Genomic DNA, 17,680 nt, shown 5'->3' on the forward strand with positions numbered 1-17,680 from the left:
AAGCGCGAAGTGCGCAATCCTGGAGTCGAGAAGCTCCCCACCCGAACGCGCGGATGAACAGCGCTGCCGAAATCCCGGCAGCGAGAATGCGCGACAGCTCCGCCGGCGCGGCACCGTGAGCGCCAGTGAGAATTCCACAGTGAGCCGCTGATCCGCGATCACTCCGGTCACCTCGTAGCACCCCCCGTTCCCCACACGCGTTGGCGAGTCACGCGATCGGCGCTCCGTTTCCTCCCTCCTGCCACGAGAGGAGCAGTGCCGTCCGACCACGAGCGCAGCCATGTCATGTACAGGCCTATGCCTGAGGCTCTCCTTCGTGTCCGAACTCCCCTTGCGTGAAAGAACCGTCAGTCCCCCTCTGCGAACGATCGGCTGTGAAGCTCCAACCGTCCATTCCACCCGCCCTGTCGAGGGAGTCGCCATGCCCCAAGAGCGCGCAGCGCGAGACATATCCGCCGTCACGGATTTCCTGCTATCCCGCTTCGCCGAGCTACTGGACGTCTCCGCGAACTCCGTAGACCGGTGGGCGCCGATGCACCGGTACGGACTGGACTCCCTGAAGTCGGTGAACCTCGCGGCCGCCCTGTCCGAGTTCCTCGGCTGGCAGGTCCCGGCCACCTGGATGTGGCAGTACCCGACCGTCGATGGGCTGGCCCGCGCCCTGGTCGACGGTCCGCGGGCCGCGGAGCCCGCCCGGAGCACCGAACGCCGCTCTCCCACGCACGAGCCGGTCGCGGTCGTGGGCATCGGCTGCCGGTTCCCCGGCGGGCCGGACCCGTCCTCGTTCTGGCGGCTGCTGACCGAGGGCGGCGACGCCGTCGGACCGGTACCGGCCGCGCGCCGCGAGCTGCTGAACGACCGGGTGCGCTGGGGCGGGTTCATCGACGACATCGACCGCTTCGACCCGCTGTTCTTCGGCATCTCGCCCCGCGAGGCCGTCCAGATGGACCCTCAGCAGCGCCTGGTCCTGGAGCTGTCCTGGGAGGCCCTGGAGGACGCCGGCATCGCGCCGCACAGCCTCGTCGGCAGCGACACCGGCGTGTTCATGGCCTCCTGTTGGGGCGACTACGCCGCCCTGGCCCACTACCGCGGCCCCGACAGCCAGATCACCCCGCACACCGCGACCGGCATGCACGACGGCATCATCGCCAACCGCGTCTCCTACGTCCTCGGCCTGCAGGGCCCCAGCATGGCCATCGACTCGGCCTGCGCCGGGTCGCTCGTCTCGGTGCACGTGGGCTGCCAGTCGATCTGGCTGGGCGAGAGCGACCTGGTGCTGGCCGGCGGCGTGAACCTGAGCTTCGTCTCCGACTACTACACCGCCATGGACCAGATGGGGGCGCTCGCCCCGGACGGCCGCTGCAAGTCCTTCGACGCCCGCGCCGACGGCTACGTCCGCGGTGAGGGCGCCGGCGTCGTCGTGCTCGCCCCGCTGAGCGTGGCGCTCGAACGCGACCTGCCGGTGTACTGCCTGATCAAGGGCAGTTCCTCCAACAACGACGGCCCCAGCAACGGCATGACGGCGCCGAACCCCCAGGCCCAGGAGAAGATGCTCCGCACCGCCTACCAGCGGGCCGGCATCGCACCCCACCTCGTCGACTACATCGAGTGCCACGGCTCGGCGACACCGCTCGGCGACCCGATCGAGGCCAACGCCATCGGCGCCGTCCTCGGCGGCGACCGCGCGGAGCCGCTGCGGCTCGGCTCCGTCAAGTCCAACGTCGGTCACCTGGAGGCGGCCGCCGGCATCGTCGGCCTGGTCAAGCTCGCGATGTCGATGCGCAACGGCGTGCTGCCGCCGAGCCTGCACTTCAGCGCGCCGAACCCGCAGATCCTGTTCGACGAGTACAACCTCACCGTCCAGGACCGGCTGGAACCGTGGCCGCGGCGCTCCGACGCCCGCCGCGGCGGCGTCAGCTCGTTCGGGTTCGGCGGCTCGATCTGCCACCTCGCCGTCGAGGAACTGCCGCGCCCCGAGGCCTCGCTGCTCCTGCTGGCCGCGGACTCCCCCGAGGAGCTGGCCGAGCGGGCCCGGGCGGTGCGCGACGCGGACGACCTGCGCGCGCTCTGCCGCCGCACCCCCGGCGACGGCCCGTTCCGGCTCGCCGCCACCGCCCGTGACATGGCCGAGCTCCGCGGCAGCCTGGACGCCTTCGGCAACGGCGCGGACGCTCCCGGACTGAGCGTCGGGGAGGTCGGGAAGGCCGGCCGCAGGCCGCGGGTGGCGTTCCTGTTCTCCGGCAACGGCTCGCAGTGGATCGGCATGGGCCGTCAACTGCTCGCCGGCCAGCCCGTGTTCCGCCGCTCCATGATGAGGTCCGACCGCCGGATGCGGGAGCTGCTGGGCTTCTCGCTGGTCGAGCAGCTGCTCGACCCCGACGGCCGCCTGGACGACATGGACGTCTTCCAGCCGCTGCTGTTCTCCCTCCAGGTCGCGCTCGCCGAGACCTGGCGCTCGCTGGGGCTGGAGCCGGACGTCGTGGTGGGGCAGAGCGTCGGCGAGTTCGCCGCCTCCCACATCGCCGGCGCCCTCGACTTCGAGGACGCCTCCCGGCTGGCCGCCCACCACGGCCGGCTCCTCCAACTGCTGGCCGTGGGCCGCGGCGAGGGCATCGTGGTGATGACCCCCGCGGAGGAGGTGCTGCCGCACCTGACCGGCGGGCTCACCCTCTCCGGCCGCAACGGCCTCGGCTCCACCCTCGTCACCGGCACCCCGCAGGAGATCGACGACCTCGTCCTGCGGCTGACCGAGGCCGGCGTCACCAACCACCGGGTGCGGATGGGCCACGCCCCGCACTCCGCGCTGGTCGACCACGTCCTCGCCCCGCTGAAGGCCGAACTCGACGGCATCCGGCCCCGGTCCACCCGCATCCCGATGATCTCCACCGTCACCGGCGAACTCGTCGACGGCGCGGAGCTCGGGCCGGACTACTGGGCGGACAACCTGCGCCGGGAGATCCGGATGGTCGACGCCCTGACGGCCCTGCGCGACCACGACGTCGACGCGGTGGTCGAGCTCAGCCCGCACCCCCTCCTGCTCAAGTCGGTCTCGGAGATCCTCCCGGCGGCGGCCACCCTGCCCTCCCTGCGGCGCGGCGCCGACGAGGCCGCCACCCTGCTCGGCTCGCTCGGCGCCCTGTACACCGCCGGACTCCCCGTCGCGGCCCACCCGTTCCTGGCCGGCGACCGGGGCCGCCACCTCGCGCCGAGCCCGGGCGACGCCGCCGCCGACGGGCAGCTGCACCTGGTGCCCGTCACCGCCCGGACCGCCGGCGCGCTGGCCGACACCTGCCGCGAGCTGTCCAACCACGTCGAACGCGACCCGGCCCTCCGGGTGTCCGACCTCGCCTACACCCTCTCCGCCCGGCGCAGCCACCACGGCCACCGGATCGCGCTGTTCGCCCGCGACCGGCAGGACGTCCTGGACGGACTCGCCCGGGTCGCCACCGGCCGGCCGCACCCCGACGTCGTCACGGGTACGGTCTCCGGCAACGCCGACCGGCGGGTGGCGCTGGTGTTCTCCGGCGGCGGCACCCAGTGGGTCGGCATGGGCCGCGAGTTGCTGCGCTCCCACGCCGGCTTCCGGGCCCGGATGGCCGCCTGCGACGCCGCCGTCCGCGCGGCCGGCGGGTTCTCGGTGCTCGACCTGCTCGCCGCCCCGGCCGAGGAGGCCAGGTACGAGGAGATGGACTTCCAGCAGCCCGTGCTGTTCGCCCTGCAGGTCTCGCTGGCGCAGGTCTGGCTCGACCTGGGCGTCGAGCCGGCGGCCGTCGTCGGCCACAGCCTGGGCGAGGTCGCGGCCGCCTGCGTGTCCGGCGCGCTGTCCCTGGAGGACGCCGCCCGGGTCGTGGTGGCCCGCTCGCACCTGCTGGAGCGCAAGGCCGCCGAGGGCGCCATGATCTCGGTCGACCTGCCGGAGGAGGAGCTGCGGCCCCGGCTCGCCCCGTACGCCGAGCACGCGGCCGTCGCCGTGGTCAACAGCCCCACCAGCGCCGCGGTCTCCGGCTCGCCCGAGGCCGTCGACGCCCTGGAGGCGGACCTCCTGCGGGACGGGGTCTCCGTCCGGCGGATCCGGGTCGAGCGGCCGGTGCACAGCCCCGGCATGGACCCGCTGCTCGAACCGCTGCGCGCGGGCATCGACGGCATCACCCCGCTGACACCGGGCATCCCCTTCCATTCCACCGCCCTGGCCGACACGGTGAACCCGGTCACCGACGTCGACTACTGGGTGCACAACCTGCGCAACCAGGTCCGGTTCGCCGAGACGATCGGCGCGCTGGTGGACCGGGGCGTCACCACCTTCGTCGAGATCGGCCCGCACGAGACGCTGCGCGGCGCGGTCGAGGAGATCGGGCTGTCCCGCGGCACCGGGGTGCACGCGATCAACTCGCTGCGGCGCGGGGAGAGCGACGTCCGCTGCCTGCTGGGCGCCGTCGCCTCGCTGTACGTCAGGGGGCTGCCGCTGAGCTTCGACTCGCTGTTCGGTGACGACGTCGAGGTGGTGGAGACCCCGCTCGTCCAGTGGCAGAAGGAGCGCTACTGGATCGACACCGAGCCCCGCCGAGAGGCCGTGCCCGCCCCGGCTGCGGCCGTCGGGACCGCGGCGGCGGGCGTGGCCGTCACGGCTCCCGTCGAGGCGCGGCCGGTGGTCGAGAGCCCGGCGGCGGCGGACCGGCCGGTGGCGGAGGTCGTCCTCGCCGAACTCGCCGACGCGCTGGGCGTACCGGTGAGCAGGTTCGACACCGCGGCGGGCCTGCGCGACTTCGGCCTGGACTCGATGCTGGCGATCCGCCTCGTCAACAGGCTGCAGGCGGTACTCGGGCACCGGGTGTCGCCTGTGGTGTTCCTGGACGGGCGCTCCATCACCGAGGTCGTCGCCCACTTCGTCGGGCTCACCGCCGGACCGGCCGCACCCGCTCCGGCACCCGCCGGCTCCCCTGCCATCCCCGCCGTCCCCGCCGTCCCCGTCGTCCCCGCTCCCGTCACGGCTCCCGTCACCGCTCCCGCGGCCCGGCCGGACCGGAGCTTCCTGGCGGACCTCTCCGAACTGGACGCCGAGGAACTGCTGGAGGAACTGGACGCGCGCGGGCTGCTGGAGGCCACCGACGCCCCGGCGCTGGAGCAGCTGCTCGCCGACGGCCTCGGCCTCGAGGTGGCGCCGGCCTCGCACGGCCAGGCCTCGCTGTGGTTCATGCAGATGGTCGCGCCGGACGCCGTGCCGTACAACTTCATGGTGACCGCCCGGATCCGGGCCGCGGTCGACGAGGAAGCCCTGGAGCGCGCCGTCCTGGCCGTGCTGGACCGGCATCCCGCGCTGCGCACCGTCTTCGTGGAGGCGGGCGGCAGCCCGTACCAGGTCATCCTGGACGAGCCGGTGTACGAGTTCCTCGTTGTGGACACCGCCGACCTGGACGACGAACAGGCCCGCGAGGAACTGGCCGGGTACGGGCACGAGCCGCTGGACCTGGACAACGGGCCGCTGGTGCGGATCGTCCTGATGCGGCGCGGCCCCGCCGACCACTACCTGCTGGTGCTCGTCCACCACATCGCCTCGGACGCGGCGTCGGCCGACGTCATGATCCGCGAGATCCAGGAGTACTACGAGGGCGCCGACCCGGCCCGCAGCGCGCCGGTCGCCCCGTACACCGAGTTCGTCGCGTGGGAGCGGCAGTGGCTGGCCGGGCCGGCCGCCGAGGCAGCGCTGGACTGGTGGTCGCGCAAGCTCGCCGACCCGCCCGCCCACCTCGACCTCTCCGACAAGGAGCGGCCGCCGGGCGTCACCTACGAGGGCCGGGACGTCGCGTTCCGCTGGAGCGCCGAGGAGACGCGCCTGCTGCGGGAGTTCGCGGTGCGCGAGGGCGTGTCGGTGAGCACCGTCGTGCTGGCCGGGTTCTTCGCCACGCTCAACCGCGCGGTCGGCACCGAGGACTCGGTGCTCGCCACGGCCATCGCCCAACGGGCCGAACCCGGCTGGGAGTCCGCCATCGGCTACTACCTCAACACCGTGCTGGTGCGGGCGAACCCGACCGCCGACCGCAGCTTCCGCGAGCTGCTGCGCGAGGTCCACGCCTTCTCGCTGGGCCTGCTGGAGCACATGAACTACCCCCTCGACCTGCTGGCCGCCCAGCTGAAGCCGCCGCGCGCGGAGGGCCGCTCCCCGTGGTTCGACGTGGTGGTGAACTGGCTCTCCTCGGACGCCTTCCCGCGCTCCGTGAAGCTCTTCCACGGCGTCGGCGACACGCTCACCCCGGACGGCGCGCTGCCGCTCGAACCCCTCCAGGTCCGCCGGCACCTCGCCAAGTTCGACCTGGAGATCTCGATGGCCGACATCGACGGCCGGGTGGCCGGCCACGTCCAGTTCAAGCCCGCCTACCTGGAGCGGCGGACCGTGACGGCGCTGCTGTCGCTGTACCGCACCGTGCTCTTCGACTCGATCGCCCGACCCGACCAGGCCCTCGGCGCCGTCGCGCCGGCCGGCCTCCCCAAGGAGACGGACCGTTGACCGAAACCCTGCACTCCGAGTTCATCGCCCAGGCCGTCAAGAACCCCGACGCGACGGCGGTCCACTCCGACGCCGGCGTCCTGAGCTACGGCGAACTGAACGAGCGCTCCCGTGAGTTGGCCGAGCGGCTGGCCGCCGACGGCGCGGGCCCTGGCGTCCCGGTCGGCATCTGCGTCGAGCGCACCCCCGACCTGCTCGTCGCCGTCCTCGCCGTCCTGCGCACCGGCTCCTGCTACCTGCCGCTGGACCCGAACTACCCCACCGACCGGCTGGCCTTCATGGTCCAGGACAGCGGCACCCGCCTGCTGCTCACCACGCCCGCGTCCCGGGCCGCTTGCCCGCCCGGCGCGACCGTCGTCGTGCTCGGGGACACCGTGACGACCGAGCCCGGCGCGAAGCCGGTGGCGGTCGTGCCCGAGGACACCGCGTACGTCATCTACACCTCGGGCTCCACCGGCCGGCCCAAGGGCGTGGCCGTCCGGCACGCCGGCGCCGTGGCGATGCTCGCCGCGATGGACCGGGTCCTCGAGGGCTGCGACCTGAGCGGCGTCTCGGCGGCGAGCTCGATCTGCTTCGACATGTCCGTGATGGAGGTCTTCAACGCGCTCTGCCGCGGCGGCGCCGTGGTGCTCGTCGAGAGCGCCGTGCACCTGCCGGAGAGCCGGTACGCGGACCGGATCACCCATCTGACCGTCGTCCCGTCGGTCATGAACGGCCTGCTGGACGCCGGCGCCCTGCCGCCGAACGTGCGCTCGATCGTGTTCGGCGGCGAGGCGCTGCGCCGCAAGCTGGTGGACCGGGCCTACCGGGAGACCGGCGCCGTACGGGTGTTCAACGCCTACGGCCCCACCGAGGGAACCGTCTTCTGCTCCTTCGGGCTGGTGCCCGAGGACGGCACCGACGAGCCGACCATCGGCCCGCCGACCGCCGACGCCGTGGTCCACGTGCTCGACGGGAACCTGCGGCCGGTGGCGCCCGGCCGGCCCGGCGAGCTCTACCTCGGCGGCGTCGGCGTCGCGCACGGCTACGTCAACCGGCCGCGCACCACCGCCGAGCGCTTCCTGCCGGACCCGTTCCGCGAGGGCGAGCGGATGTACCGCACCGGGGACCTCGTCGAGTTCACGGAGGACGGCGAACTGCGCTTCCTCGGCCGCTCCGACCACCAGGTCAAGCTGCGCGGCTACCGGATCGAGCTGGAGGAGGTCGAGGCCCGGCTGACCGCCTGTCCCGAGGTCCGGGAGGCGGCCGCCGTCGTGCGGGGCAACCGGCTCGTCGGCTACGTCGTGCCCGCGGGCGACGGCGCGACGCAGGACGGCACGGCCCCGGGTGGCGCCGCCCAGGACGGCCCCCGGCTGGACGCCGCGCTGCAGAGCGCCGTCACCGGCCGGCTCGCCGTCGAACTGCCCGACTACATGGTGCCCGCGACCCTCGTCGTCCTCCCCGCCCTCCCGCTGGGCCCGGGCGGCAAGCTCGACCGCGACGCGCTGCCCGAGCCGCCGGCCGCCTCCGGCGGTCCGCTGACGGCCGCCAGTACGCCGACCGAGGTGGCCCTGTCGGAGATCTGGGGCCAGCTGCTCGACCTCGAACCGTCGGCCATCGACGTGCAGTCCGCCTTCTACGACCTCGGCGGCGACTCGCTGCTGCTGGTCCGCCTCGCCCGGCTGATGACCCGGCGCTTCGACCGCCGCGTCCGCGTGCCCGACCTCTTCAGCTTCCGCGACATCGCCTCCCTCGCCCGCTGGCTGGACGACGAGAGCGGCGCCACCCCCGAGGTGGTCGAGTCCGCCCGCCAGCGCGCCGGTGCCCGCCGGGCCGCGCTGCGCGGCCGCGGCGGCGGCGCTGCCGGCGGACGCTGAGCACCCCCTGCCCCACCCGAAGCCAACGAAGCCGACGGAACAGGAGCCTTCCCATGACCGACAGCCCCGAGCAGGAGTACGACCCGGGTGACGTGGCCGTCATCGGCATGTCCCTGCGGGCGCCAGGCGCCCGCACCAAGGAGGAGTTCTGGGACAACCTCGTCCACGGCCGGGAGTCCGTGTCCTTCCTGACCAAGGACGACATCCACGTCGACGAGACCCTGATCCACAGCCCGTTCTACGTACGGGCCTGCGGCGTCCTCGACACGTACGACAAGTTCGACCCGTCGGTCTTCGGCATCAGCGACCGGATGGCCGCCAGGATGACCCCGGAGAACCGGCTGTACCTGGAGAGCGCGTGGGAGTCGCTGGAGGACGGCGGCTACGACCCGGACCGGCTCAAGGCCGAGGTCGGCATGTACGGCGCCAACAACCCGCAGACCGCCGCGCAGTACAGCTCCCCGCCGGACCGGGTGTCGGTCGGCCCCGAGGCGATCGAGGCCAGCCTGGCGTGGTCGCCGGACACCATGACCTCCAACGCGCTGTACTACATGGGCCTCACCGGCGAGGCCGTCACCGTCGCCGCGGTCTGCGCGGGCTTCCACTACGCGGTGCACCTGGCCTGCCAGTCGCTGCTGCTCGGCCAGAGCGACCTGGCGATCGCCGGCGGCGCGCTGGTCCGCCTGCCGCACCCCCGCGGTCACCTCTGGGAGGAGAACCGCATCCTGTCGCGGGACGGCCACTGCCGCCCGTTCGACGCCAACGGCACCGGCACCGCGCTCTCCAGCGGCGTCGTCACCGTGCTGCTGAAGCCGCTCGGCCGGGCCGTCGCCGACCGCGACCACGTCTACGCCGTGGTCCGGGGCTCGGCCGTCAACAACAACGGCGTCAGCGCGATGGCGTACGGCCTGGCCCAGCCCGAGCGGCTGAGCGCCTGCATCGCCGCCGCCATGGAGGTGGGCGGCGTCACCCCGGACACCGTGTCCATGTACGAGGCGAACGGGCTCGGCCTGCCGATGACCGACGAACTCGAAGTGCACGCGGCGACCATGGCGTTCGGGAAGCAGACCGCGACCACCTCGATCGGCGGGGTCAAGGGCAACGTGGGCCACGGCGGCGTGGTGTCGGGCGGCTTCGGTGCCGTCAAGGCCGCGCTGGCGCTGTACCACCGGACCCTCCCGGCCACGATCAACCTGACGGAGGTCAACCCGGACCTCGACTTCCCCAGCACCCCCTTCGTGCCGCAGATCGAGGGCGCACCCTGGGACCCAGAGGCCGGCATCCGCCGCGCGGGCGTCACCTCGATCGGCGGCGGCGGCTACAACGCCCACCTGGTGCTGGAGGAGGCGCCGACGCCCGCCGAGCGCGCCCCCGAGGAGGCGGGCAGGCCGTGGCTGGCCACCCTGTCCGCCATGGACGACGACGCGCTGGCCCGTCAGCGCGCCCGGCTCAGGGAGCGGCTGGAGGCCGACCCGGGCCTGCGCCTGGACGACGTCTGCTTCACCCTCAACCTCGGCCGCAAGGTGATGGCCCGCCGGTGGGCGGCCGTGGTCCGCAGCCGCGAGGAGCTGATCGCGGCGCTGTCCGACGACGGCGCCCGCGGCCCGGCCACCTCGACCGCCGCCGCCCCGCGGACGGACCCGGGCGCCTTCTCCCGCAACGACAACGGGATCGTGCCGTCCGGCCAGGACGCACCGGCGCTCTTCGACCTGGCCGCCGCCTGGGTGGCCGGCCAGCAGGTGGACTTCGACGTCCTGCACCGGGACGGCGGCGGCCGGCGCGTGCCGCTGCCCACCTACCCGTTCCAGCCCCGCCGGTTCTGGCGTACGGACTGGTGAGCATGAACGCGCCGACGACCACACCCTCCCTGGACACCGTGGACCTGGGCGACCCGGCCACCTTCGCGGAGCACGACCTCGACGGATTCTGGCGCACCCTGCGGGACACCGCGCCGCTGCACTGGAACCCGCCGGCCGGCGGCCGCCCCGGGTTCTGGGTGCTCTCCCGCTACGACGACATCATGGCCACCTACCGGGACAACGTGAACTTCACGTCCCAGCGCGGCAACGTGCTCGTCACCCTCCTGGAGGGCGGCGACGCCGCGGCCGGCAAGATGCTGGCCGTCACCGACGGGCCCCGGCACCTGGAACTGCGCAAGATCCTCCAGCGGGTGCTCTCCCCGCGGGTGCTCGACGAGGTCGCGCAGACCGTCCGGACCAACACCCGGCAGTGGATCCGCGAGGCGGTCGAGTCCGGCGGCTGCGACTTCGCGGAGCGGATCGCCAGCCGGATCCCGATGACGACGATCTCGAACCTGCTCGGCGTGCCCGAGCGGGACCGGGACTACCTGCTCTCGCTGACCAGGACCGCGCTGTCGGCGGACGACGAGGACGTCGACGAGGTCGACTCCGAGATGGCCCGCAACGAGATCCTGATGTACTTCATGGACGTCGTCGAGGAGCGGCGCGAGTCACCCGGCGAGGACGTGATCAGCATGCTGATCGGCAGCGCCATCGACGGGGTGCCGCTGTCCGACGAGGACGTCGTGCTGAACTGCTACAGCCTGATCATCGGCGGCGACGAGACCAGCCGGCTGACGATGATCGACTGCGTGCGCACCCTCGCCGCCCAGCCCGAGCAGTGGCGGCGGCTCAAGCGGGGCGAGGTCGCGGTCGAGACCGCGGTGGACGAGGTGCTCCGCTGGGCCTCGCCCACGATGCACTTCGGGCGCAGCGTCGAGCGGGAGACCGAACTGCACGGCGTACGGCTGCGGCCGGGCGAGATCGTCACGCTCTGGCACGCCTCCGGCAACCGGGACGAGCGGGTCTTCGCCCGGCCCGGGGTGTTCGACCTCGGCCGCACCCCCAACAAGCACCTGGCCTTCGGCTACGGCCCGCACTTCTGCGTCGGCTCGTACCTGGCCAAGGTGGAGATCGCCGAACTGCTCAAGGCCCTGCGGGACTTCACCGTCGGGTTCGAGCAGACCGGCGAGGCGCTGCCGATCCGGTCGAACTTCCTGACCGGGTTCTCCACCATGCCGGTGCGCTTCGAGCCCGACCGCCCCGGACTGGACGCGCCGACGGAGGCCTGAGGGACCGGCAACCACCCGACCAGCGACCGAGGGAGTGCGGATGAACATCTACATGTCAGGGCAAGGGGCGTTCGCGGTGCAGGTCGCGGAAGCCCTGCTGGACAACGGGCACAAGATCGTCGGGGCGGCCGCGCCCCGGCTGCGCAAGGGGAAGTCCGACGAGGGCGACCCGATGTCCTGGGACCGGCTGCGCGCCTGGGCGTTCCCGCGGGACATCCCCTGGACGGACTCGGCCGAACTGCGCGCGATGCACGTCCCGGACGGGGTGGACATCATCCTCGCCGCGCACTCGCACGCCTTCCTCGGCCGCCGGACGCGGGCCAGGGCCGCCGTCGCCACCATCGGGTACCACCCCAGCCTGCTGCCGCTGCACCGCGGCCGGGACGCGATCCGGTGGACCATCCGCGACGGCGACAAGGTGACGGGCGGGAGCGTCTACCACCTCACCGAGCGCACCGACGGCGGCCCGATCGCCGCCCAGGAGCACCTGTTCGTACCGCCCGGCTCGACCGCGCAGAGCCTGTGGCGCGACCACCTGGCTCCGCTCGGCGTGCGGCTGCTGCTGAAGGTGGTCGCCGACCTCGCCGCGGACCGGCGGATCGAGGTCCCCCAGGACGAGCGGCTGGCGACCTGGGAGCCTGCGATGGACACCCAGCCGCTGTTCAAGCCCGAGCTCATCGCCCTGCCGGGCTCGGTGCGGGTCGACAGCGACAAGTGGGCGCTGCACGAGTGCTGAGCTCCGCGCACCACCCGGACAACCGAAGAGGTCCGAGCAACTCAGCAGGTGCCCCCGGGTGTTCGTGGCGGTTTCTAGGGGTCGTTGCAACACGTGGTTAGTTGATCAAGCTGCGAGCAGATTGTGCAGGCGCTCGGCTGGGGTTTCCCAGCCGAGCGTTTTGCGTGGACGGCCGTTGAGTTCGGCGGCGACCGCCACGAGGTGTTCGGGGCTGTGGATGGACAGGTCGGTGCCCTTCGGAAAGTACTGCCGCAGCAGGCCGTTCGTGTTCTCGTTGCTGCCGCGCTTCCATGGACTGGCCGGGTCGCAGAAGTAGTGGTCCTGCTCAGCTCGTCGGGAGGAAATCCCGGGGCGGCGGCCGACTCCTGGGGCTCAGGATCCCAGAACGACGGTCTTGGCTGCGAGGGCCAGGGCGCCCTGAGCGGGGTAAGGCAGCCCGATGCGGTTCCAGTGGAATATCACGTGATGAGTGATCACCGCGCGCAGGCCTCGGGTGAGTCGGCCGTCGGACCACAGCAGAGCCAGTGCGCGGCCGGCCGCTTCGAAGGCGTCCAGCCAGGACATGATGACGAGGTCTTCGGTAGCGCCGGAAACTGTGCTCAGCCCGGATCGGGGGTCGGCAACGAGGAATCGACCAACGGCCTCCCGGAACTTGTGGATCTGCTCGTTGGTCGCGCCTCCGGTGTCCGGCCGGTTCTCCGCCACGCGGGCCCACACGTCGCCTTGCTCGTACCAGTCGAGGCCCGCGCTGCGCATCAATGCCGAGCACAGCAGTACCGAGAGTTCTCGGCGGCGCTCGGGGCCGGGCAGGCGCAGGTAGTCCAGAACGTGCTGGCTGTCCTGGTGGAAGAGCCGGTGCGCGCTGTCCATGGCTTGCTGGCCGCCGAAGGCGTGGACTTCGGGCTCGTAGATCTTCTCCACCCAGCCTTGGACGGCACCGTGCTCCCTCATCTCGACCAGGGCCCTCGTCACCTGCGCCTTGGCGCTGGTCGCGACGGTCGGGGTCGTAGGGCGGTACCGCACCCGCCACTCGCCCTTGCGGATGAAGAACCAGGAGGACAGCGGCCCCGTGGCCGTCACGCGTAGCGCGTCCCCGAGGTGGCTGGCGACTGCCTGCTCGGCGCGGTGCGGGTCCGTGAACCGGATGTCCAGTTGTTTCCACAGGTCGTGGTCGTCGTTCATTTCCGTCTCCTTTCCCCGTCGGTCAGTTGAGCAGGAGGCAGCTGTCCCACCCGGTGGCCGGAGCAGTGCCGCTGGCAGTATGCAGGGCGAGGGCGAGGCCGGCTGAGCCGTCCAGGAGTCCGGTGTGGGGAAGCTGGGGGCCGTTGACCAGGTGTGGCAGGAGGTTGGCCAACTGCTCGGTGATCGCGGCGTTGTGCGCGTCGTTGGCGATGCGCCAGCCAGTCTGGAGCAGCCCGGCCCAGCCGTGGCACAGGCCACGGTCCGTGATACGCCCAAGCTGGGCCGGGTCGGTGAGGCAGCCGAGCAGTGCAGTTTCACCGAGCCGTCGGCGGGCAGCGTCGTCGGTGGCCTGTCCGGCGAGTTGCTGCGCGCGGGCGAGCCCCGGGGTTCCGTAGCACCAGGACGGCCGCAGAGGGCCTTGCTGGTGGACGATGCCAGTTCGGTGTTCGTCCAGAGATACCCACTCCGGCCACCAAGGTCCCGTGGCGCTGTGCTGCTGCCACTGGTCCAGCCAGTCACAGATCCGGCCGATCGCTGCGGCGTGACCGGTCACTGTGATCCCGCGCTTCATGGTCAGGGCCAGCAGGGCGAGGGGCCCGGCGATCCCGTGGGCCATCCCGGTGTTCGCGTGGCCGTCGGGGAAGTGCGGCGAGGTGTCGCCGGACGGCGCCCGGTCGGTCCACCAGCCTGGTAGACCGTACGGGGGCGCGTCGATCGGATCGGTCAGCCGTACCAGGTAGGCGAGTACTTCGCGGAGCACGGGGCCGTGCGGGTCGCGGCGAAGGTGGTGTGCGCCGAGGCCGGTCAGTCCGTAGATCAGATCGAACTCGGCGAGGGCCGGACGCTCGCGGCGGCCGATGCGGGCGTGAGCCGACCTGAGCCGTTCACGAGTCAGCTCGGTGGTGGCGGAGTCCAGAGCGCTGAGCGCCCGGTCGTAGCTGCCGGGGCGGGCCGCACCGTGGAAGGTGAAGGCGAGGGCCGGGGCGCCGTAGAAGGCCGTGGCGTGTTCCCCGGTGTCCGCGCCTCCGCGGATCGATGTGGCCAGCCACTGGTGCGCGGAAACCCAGGTGCCACGGCCGGCGGCGGCGTGTTCGACCGCCAGGAGGGCGATGGCGGCGGCGCCACGGATCAGCGACTGCGGATCGAGATCGTTTCCGGCAGCGGCCCGAACCAGTTGCTCTGTGAGGTGGTCGGCAGCGGCGTCCGTCGTGCTCACCTCGGCCTCCTTCCGGTCCGGCTGATCCAGGAGAGCGCGATTGCTCGGACAAGGCGGTTGGTCGCGCGTTCAGCGTCGCGGTCAAGGCCGTGGATGCGGATGTGGTGCAGGTGCAGCAGGCTCGGCAGCACGTCCGTCGGCTCAAGATCACCGGTCGCCGTGAGCTGGTCGCGGTAGGCCGCCAGCGCTGCGCGGCGTTCCTCCCACAGCCGGAGTACTTCGGGATCGAGCACAGCGGCGCGGGTGTCCGGGTCGGCCAGCCGCCCAGCCTCAGCGAGCACTGCCCGGTCAAGCGGCTCCTTGTGGCCGGTGCTGATGTGGTTGACGAGCCAGTTCATCCCGGTCGGGGTGTCGTCCAGGAAGGCGGTCGCCAGGTTGAGGAAGCTCGCGGCCGTCAGCGCGCCGAGGCCGGTGCCCTGGTGCCGGGCGGCCAGCTGGGCGATGGCGGCGGCGGAGTCGGCGACGAACACCTCCTCGGCGGCTGCCAGCACCTCGCCGGTACCGAAGCGGCCGGACTCGGGAAGGTAGGTGTCGAGTTGGAGACGGCTGACCACGCCCAGGCCGCGCAGCCGCTCGGCCCAAGCCCCGACCCGAGCGGCGGCGGGGCCGAAGTCCTCGGGGCTGTCGAGCGTCAGCCGCAGCCGGAGGTGGTGTTCGGGGTCGGCGTACCGGAGGAACCACCAGCGGGGTTGCTGCTCGAAGCCGTCCAGCAACTTGGGTAGGTGGGCGGTGAGGATCTGCGCTTGCCGTCCCGGGTGGCAGTACACCTTGGCGTACAACCACGTCGAGTGGCCCGGCAGGTGACCACGGACGGTCCCGGCTGCCGGGAGATGGACGGGGTGCGGCCGGGCGGGCGCGGCGGTGGAACTCAGCGGCACGACGATTTCGTGGGTCCGGCCGTCCAGCCAGCCGTCATCGTCAGGGGTGCCGGCCTCGGTCAGCACAGCTGTTTCTCGCTGGTCGAGGTGGGCGCGCAGCACTGCGAGGTGGGCGGGTTCGTCAAGATCCAGTCGGAGCTGGAGTCCGTTGTCGTCCAGCTGTACCACCCGGGGCACCCGCAGACGCGTCCGCCAGTTGTCCACCGCGGCAGCCCAACGTGGCCACGCCTCCCGGTGCTCGGGCAGGTCGGCGGGGGTGAGGGTCCAGCGGGCCGGGGAGAGCACGGTGCGGCCGAAGCGGATGCGCGGCAGGAACGGCAGTTCGTCTCCCGCGCCCCAGTAGAACGTCTGGAAGGTGGCGGTGTGGGAGCGGACGAGTTCGCACAAGAACCGGGCGATGGGCTGAGTGTGGTGGAGGAAGTCCACCGCGTTCAGCACGGTGGGCTCGATCGGGCGGCCGGTCGAGAGGGAGATGAGCCGCAGGCGTAGCCCGTTGCTGGTGACTGCCATGTCGTCCAACGCTGTGGTCCCGGTGTTGGCCGGGGTGTGCTCGGCGAGCGGGATCACGGTGGGGAGCACGGCGGGTGCGCGGTGGACGTTGCCGGTGCGCACGTACATTGGCGGCCCGGATATCTGGGCCAGCTCCGCGCCTTCGTCCATGGTCGCCAGCCTGGTGTACACGGTGGCCATCCGGTCGCGGTCGGCGGGGTCGAGCAAGTGGAGGAAGCGGCCGGCTGTTGCCCCGGCGGCCCGCATCGCGCCGACCACGACAAGCTGGAACGCGCCGCTGTCGAGAGCCGCTCGCGAGGCGGCTTGGAGATGGAACGACAGCTCGACGTGGGGCGTGGGCCGGGCGTTCTCGGCACCTTCGGCGGCGAGTTCAGCCACCGCACGGTCGTCCAGCAGGATTTCGCCTGCACCCTCGATCGCGGCGCGCTGGGCCAGGGCCAGGAGTCGGCGGTCGCGCCGGGACACGTCCGAGGCGGGTTTCTTGAGCAGCGAGTCGCGGTAGGTCGCGGGGAATCCGAGTCCGGTGTCAGCGTGAACCAGCTCGGTTACCGGCACCAGGGCGCCGGGCCCGTACCGTTCAACGAACTGCTGGTGGTACGAGCGCCACACCGGGCTGCCGAACGGGTACGGGGTCAGACGGGCCAGGGCCCCGGCGGCGGCAACGGCCTCGCGGGCGACCTCTTCCGGCAGGGTGATCGCGCAGTCCAGCCGGAGGTCCGTCATCAACGGATGCTCCGCGGTGCTGCACAGGGACCGGATGCGGTCGGCGGCCTGTCGCCGGGCGGCGTGTCGCTGGCCGGCGCTGGCGGCGGTCTTGTGCGCCGTCAAGGTCTCGCTGACCTCGCGGAGGCCGCCCAGAAGGAGGCGGGCCGGGAGAAGGTCCTTGGCGCCCGCACGCTCCAGCTGCTCCAGGAGGTGGTTGAGTGGGTCGGTGGCGGTGGCCGGCGCGTGCAGGGCGGTGATCAGGAACCGCTGCCGGACCAGCCCGGTCAGCATCGCGGTGATCGAGGTTGCCGACGCCTCAGGGAAGGCGGCGGCCAGGTGCTCGCCGAGTTGGCGCACCGTCCGTGGGCTGCGGGCAGCTGCCATCACCGCCCGGACGGGACGGCTGTGGCGCACGGCGACCTCGGCCGGGCTGATGTCCTTGTTGCCGTCGGTACTCGGTTGGACCGGCAGCACCAGGCGCCCGTCTCGCACGAAGCACAGGTTGTTCGCCATCACCGGTAGCTGCCAGAGGAGTTCGGGGATGTCCTCCAGGGTCCTGATCATCTCGTCCAGCCAGACGGCATCCGGCCTCAGTGTGGCGTGGTGCCCGTCGCTCCAGCGGATGGTGCTGCGCGATCCGAAGCCGATCGGCGCCACTCCGGCGAACAGCCCGAACGGAGTGGCGCGGCTGGTGAGCCTGAGCAGGTACCGGACGGTGGACAGCACGGTCCGGCGCACCTGCCTCTCGTCCAACGGCCGACCTGCACAAATCTGTTGAAGCCGTTCGGCGAGCCCTGGACTGGCCACCTCAATGGCTTCGGCAACCGTCGGGAGTGCCCAGACCTGGTGCAGCCAGTCCTGCCAACTCTCGACCTGACCGGGCGTTCGATCGCCGCCTAGCTGCGGCCATGGCGGCAGCCGCAGACCGGACGGATGGGAGACGGCCCGGATCAGGGCCGCATCGACGTACGCGTACAAGGTGCCACCTCGGTTCTCCGCAGCCC

At 72.3% G+C, this 17,680-nt stretch carries 8 protein-coding genes and 1 pseudogene; 5 read left to right on the forward strand and 4 right to left on the reverse strand.

From position 1 onward, the window contains the following. Positions 1-421: 421 nt before the first annotated feature. From ACWDBB_RS18325 to ACWDBB_RS18345, 5 genes are read left to right on the forward strand one after another with little or no spacing between them, the layout of a single operon-like run. Positions 422-6,502 (forward strand): acyltransferase domain-containing protein, encoded by a 6,081-nt coding sequence (locus tag ACWDBB_RS18325; RefSeq protein WP_449790575.1) that lies wholly within the window; start codon positions 422-424, stop codon positions 6,500-6,502. Then, positions 6,499-8,358, forward strand: coding sequence for a non-ribosomal peptide synthetase (locus tag ACWDBB_RS18330; protein ID WP_449790576.1), 1,860 nt, complete (start codon positions 6,499-6,501; stop codon positions 8,356-8,358). Before ACWDBB_RS18325 ends, ACWDBB_RS18330 begins: the two co-directional genes overlap by 4 nt. Before the next feature lie 53 nt (positions 8,359-8,411). Then, positions 8,412-10,196, forward strand: a complete 1,785-nt coding sequence (locus ACWDBB_RS18335) for a beta-ketoacyl synthase N-terminal-like domain-containing protein (protein WP_449790577.1) — start codon at positions 8,412-8,414, stop codon at positions 10,194-10,196. Positions 10,197-10,198: 2 nt separating this feature from the next. Beyond that, entirely contained in the window at positions 10,199-11,449 is a 1,251-nt protein-coding gene (locus ACWDBB_RS18340; RefSeq protein ID WP_449790578.1) for a cytochrome P450, read from the forward strand. Positions 11,450-11,489: 40 nt separating this feature from the next. Continuing rightward, a complete protein-coding gene (locus ACWDBB_RS18345; RefSeq protein WP_449790579.1) occupies positions 11,490-12,185 on the forward strand; it encodes a formyltransferase family protein in 696 nt (231 codons plus the stop codon). A 105-nt stretch (positions 12,186-12,290) separates the two neighbouring features. Here ACWDBB_RS18345 and ACWDBB_RS18350 read toward each other — a convergent pair. From ACWDBB_RS18350 to ACWDBB_RS18365, 4 genes and pseudogenes are all read right to left on the reverse strand, one after another. Next, positions 12,291-12,500: pseudogene (locus ACWDBB_RS18350) on the reverse strand (IS30 family transposase); the annotation flags it as partial. 57 nt (positions 12,501-12,557) lie between these two features. Beyond that, entirely contained in the window at positions 12,558-13,367 is an 810-nt protein-coding gene (locus ACWDBB_RS18355) for a thiopeptide-type bacteriocin biosynthesis protein (protein ID WP_449790580.1), read from the reverse strand. A gap of 22 nt (positions 13,368-13,389) precedes the next feature. After that, positions 13,390-14,583, reverse strand: a complete 1,194-nt coding sequence (locus ACWDBB_RS18360) for a lanthionine synthetase C family protein (RefSeq protein ID WP_449790581.1) — start codon at positions 14,581-14,583, stop codon at positions 13,390-13,392. After that, the gene (locus ACWDBB_RS18365; RefSeq protein WP_449790582.1) at positions 14,580-17,654 is read right to left on the reverse strand and encodes a lantibiotic dehydratase; all 3,075 of its coding nucleotides are present in this window, start codon (positions 17,652-17,654) and stop codon (positions 14,580-14,582) included. The genes ACWDBB_RS18360 and ACWDBB_RS18365 overlap by 4 nt, the downstream gene beginning before the upstream one ends. Positions 17,655-17,680: the final 26 nt, after the last annotated feature.

It is taken from the genome of Kitasatospora sp. NPDC001095, from assembly GCF_053598615.1.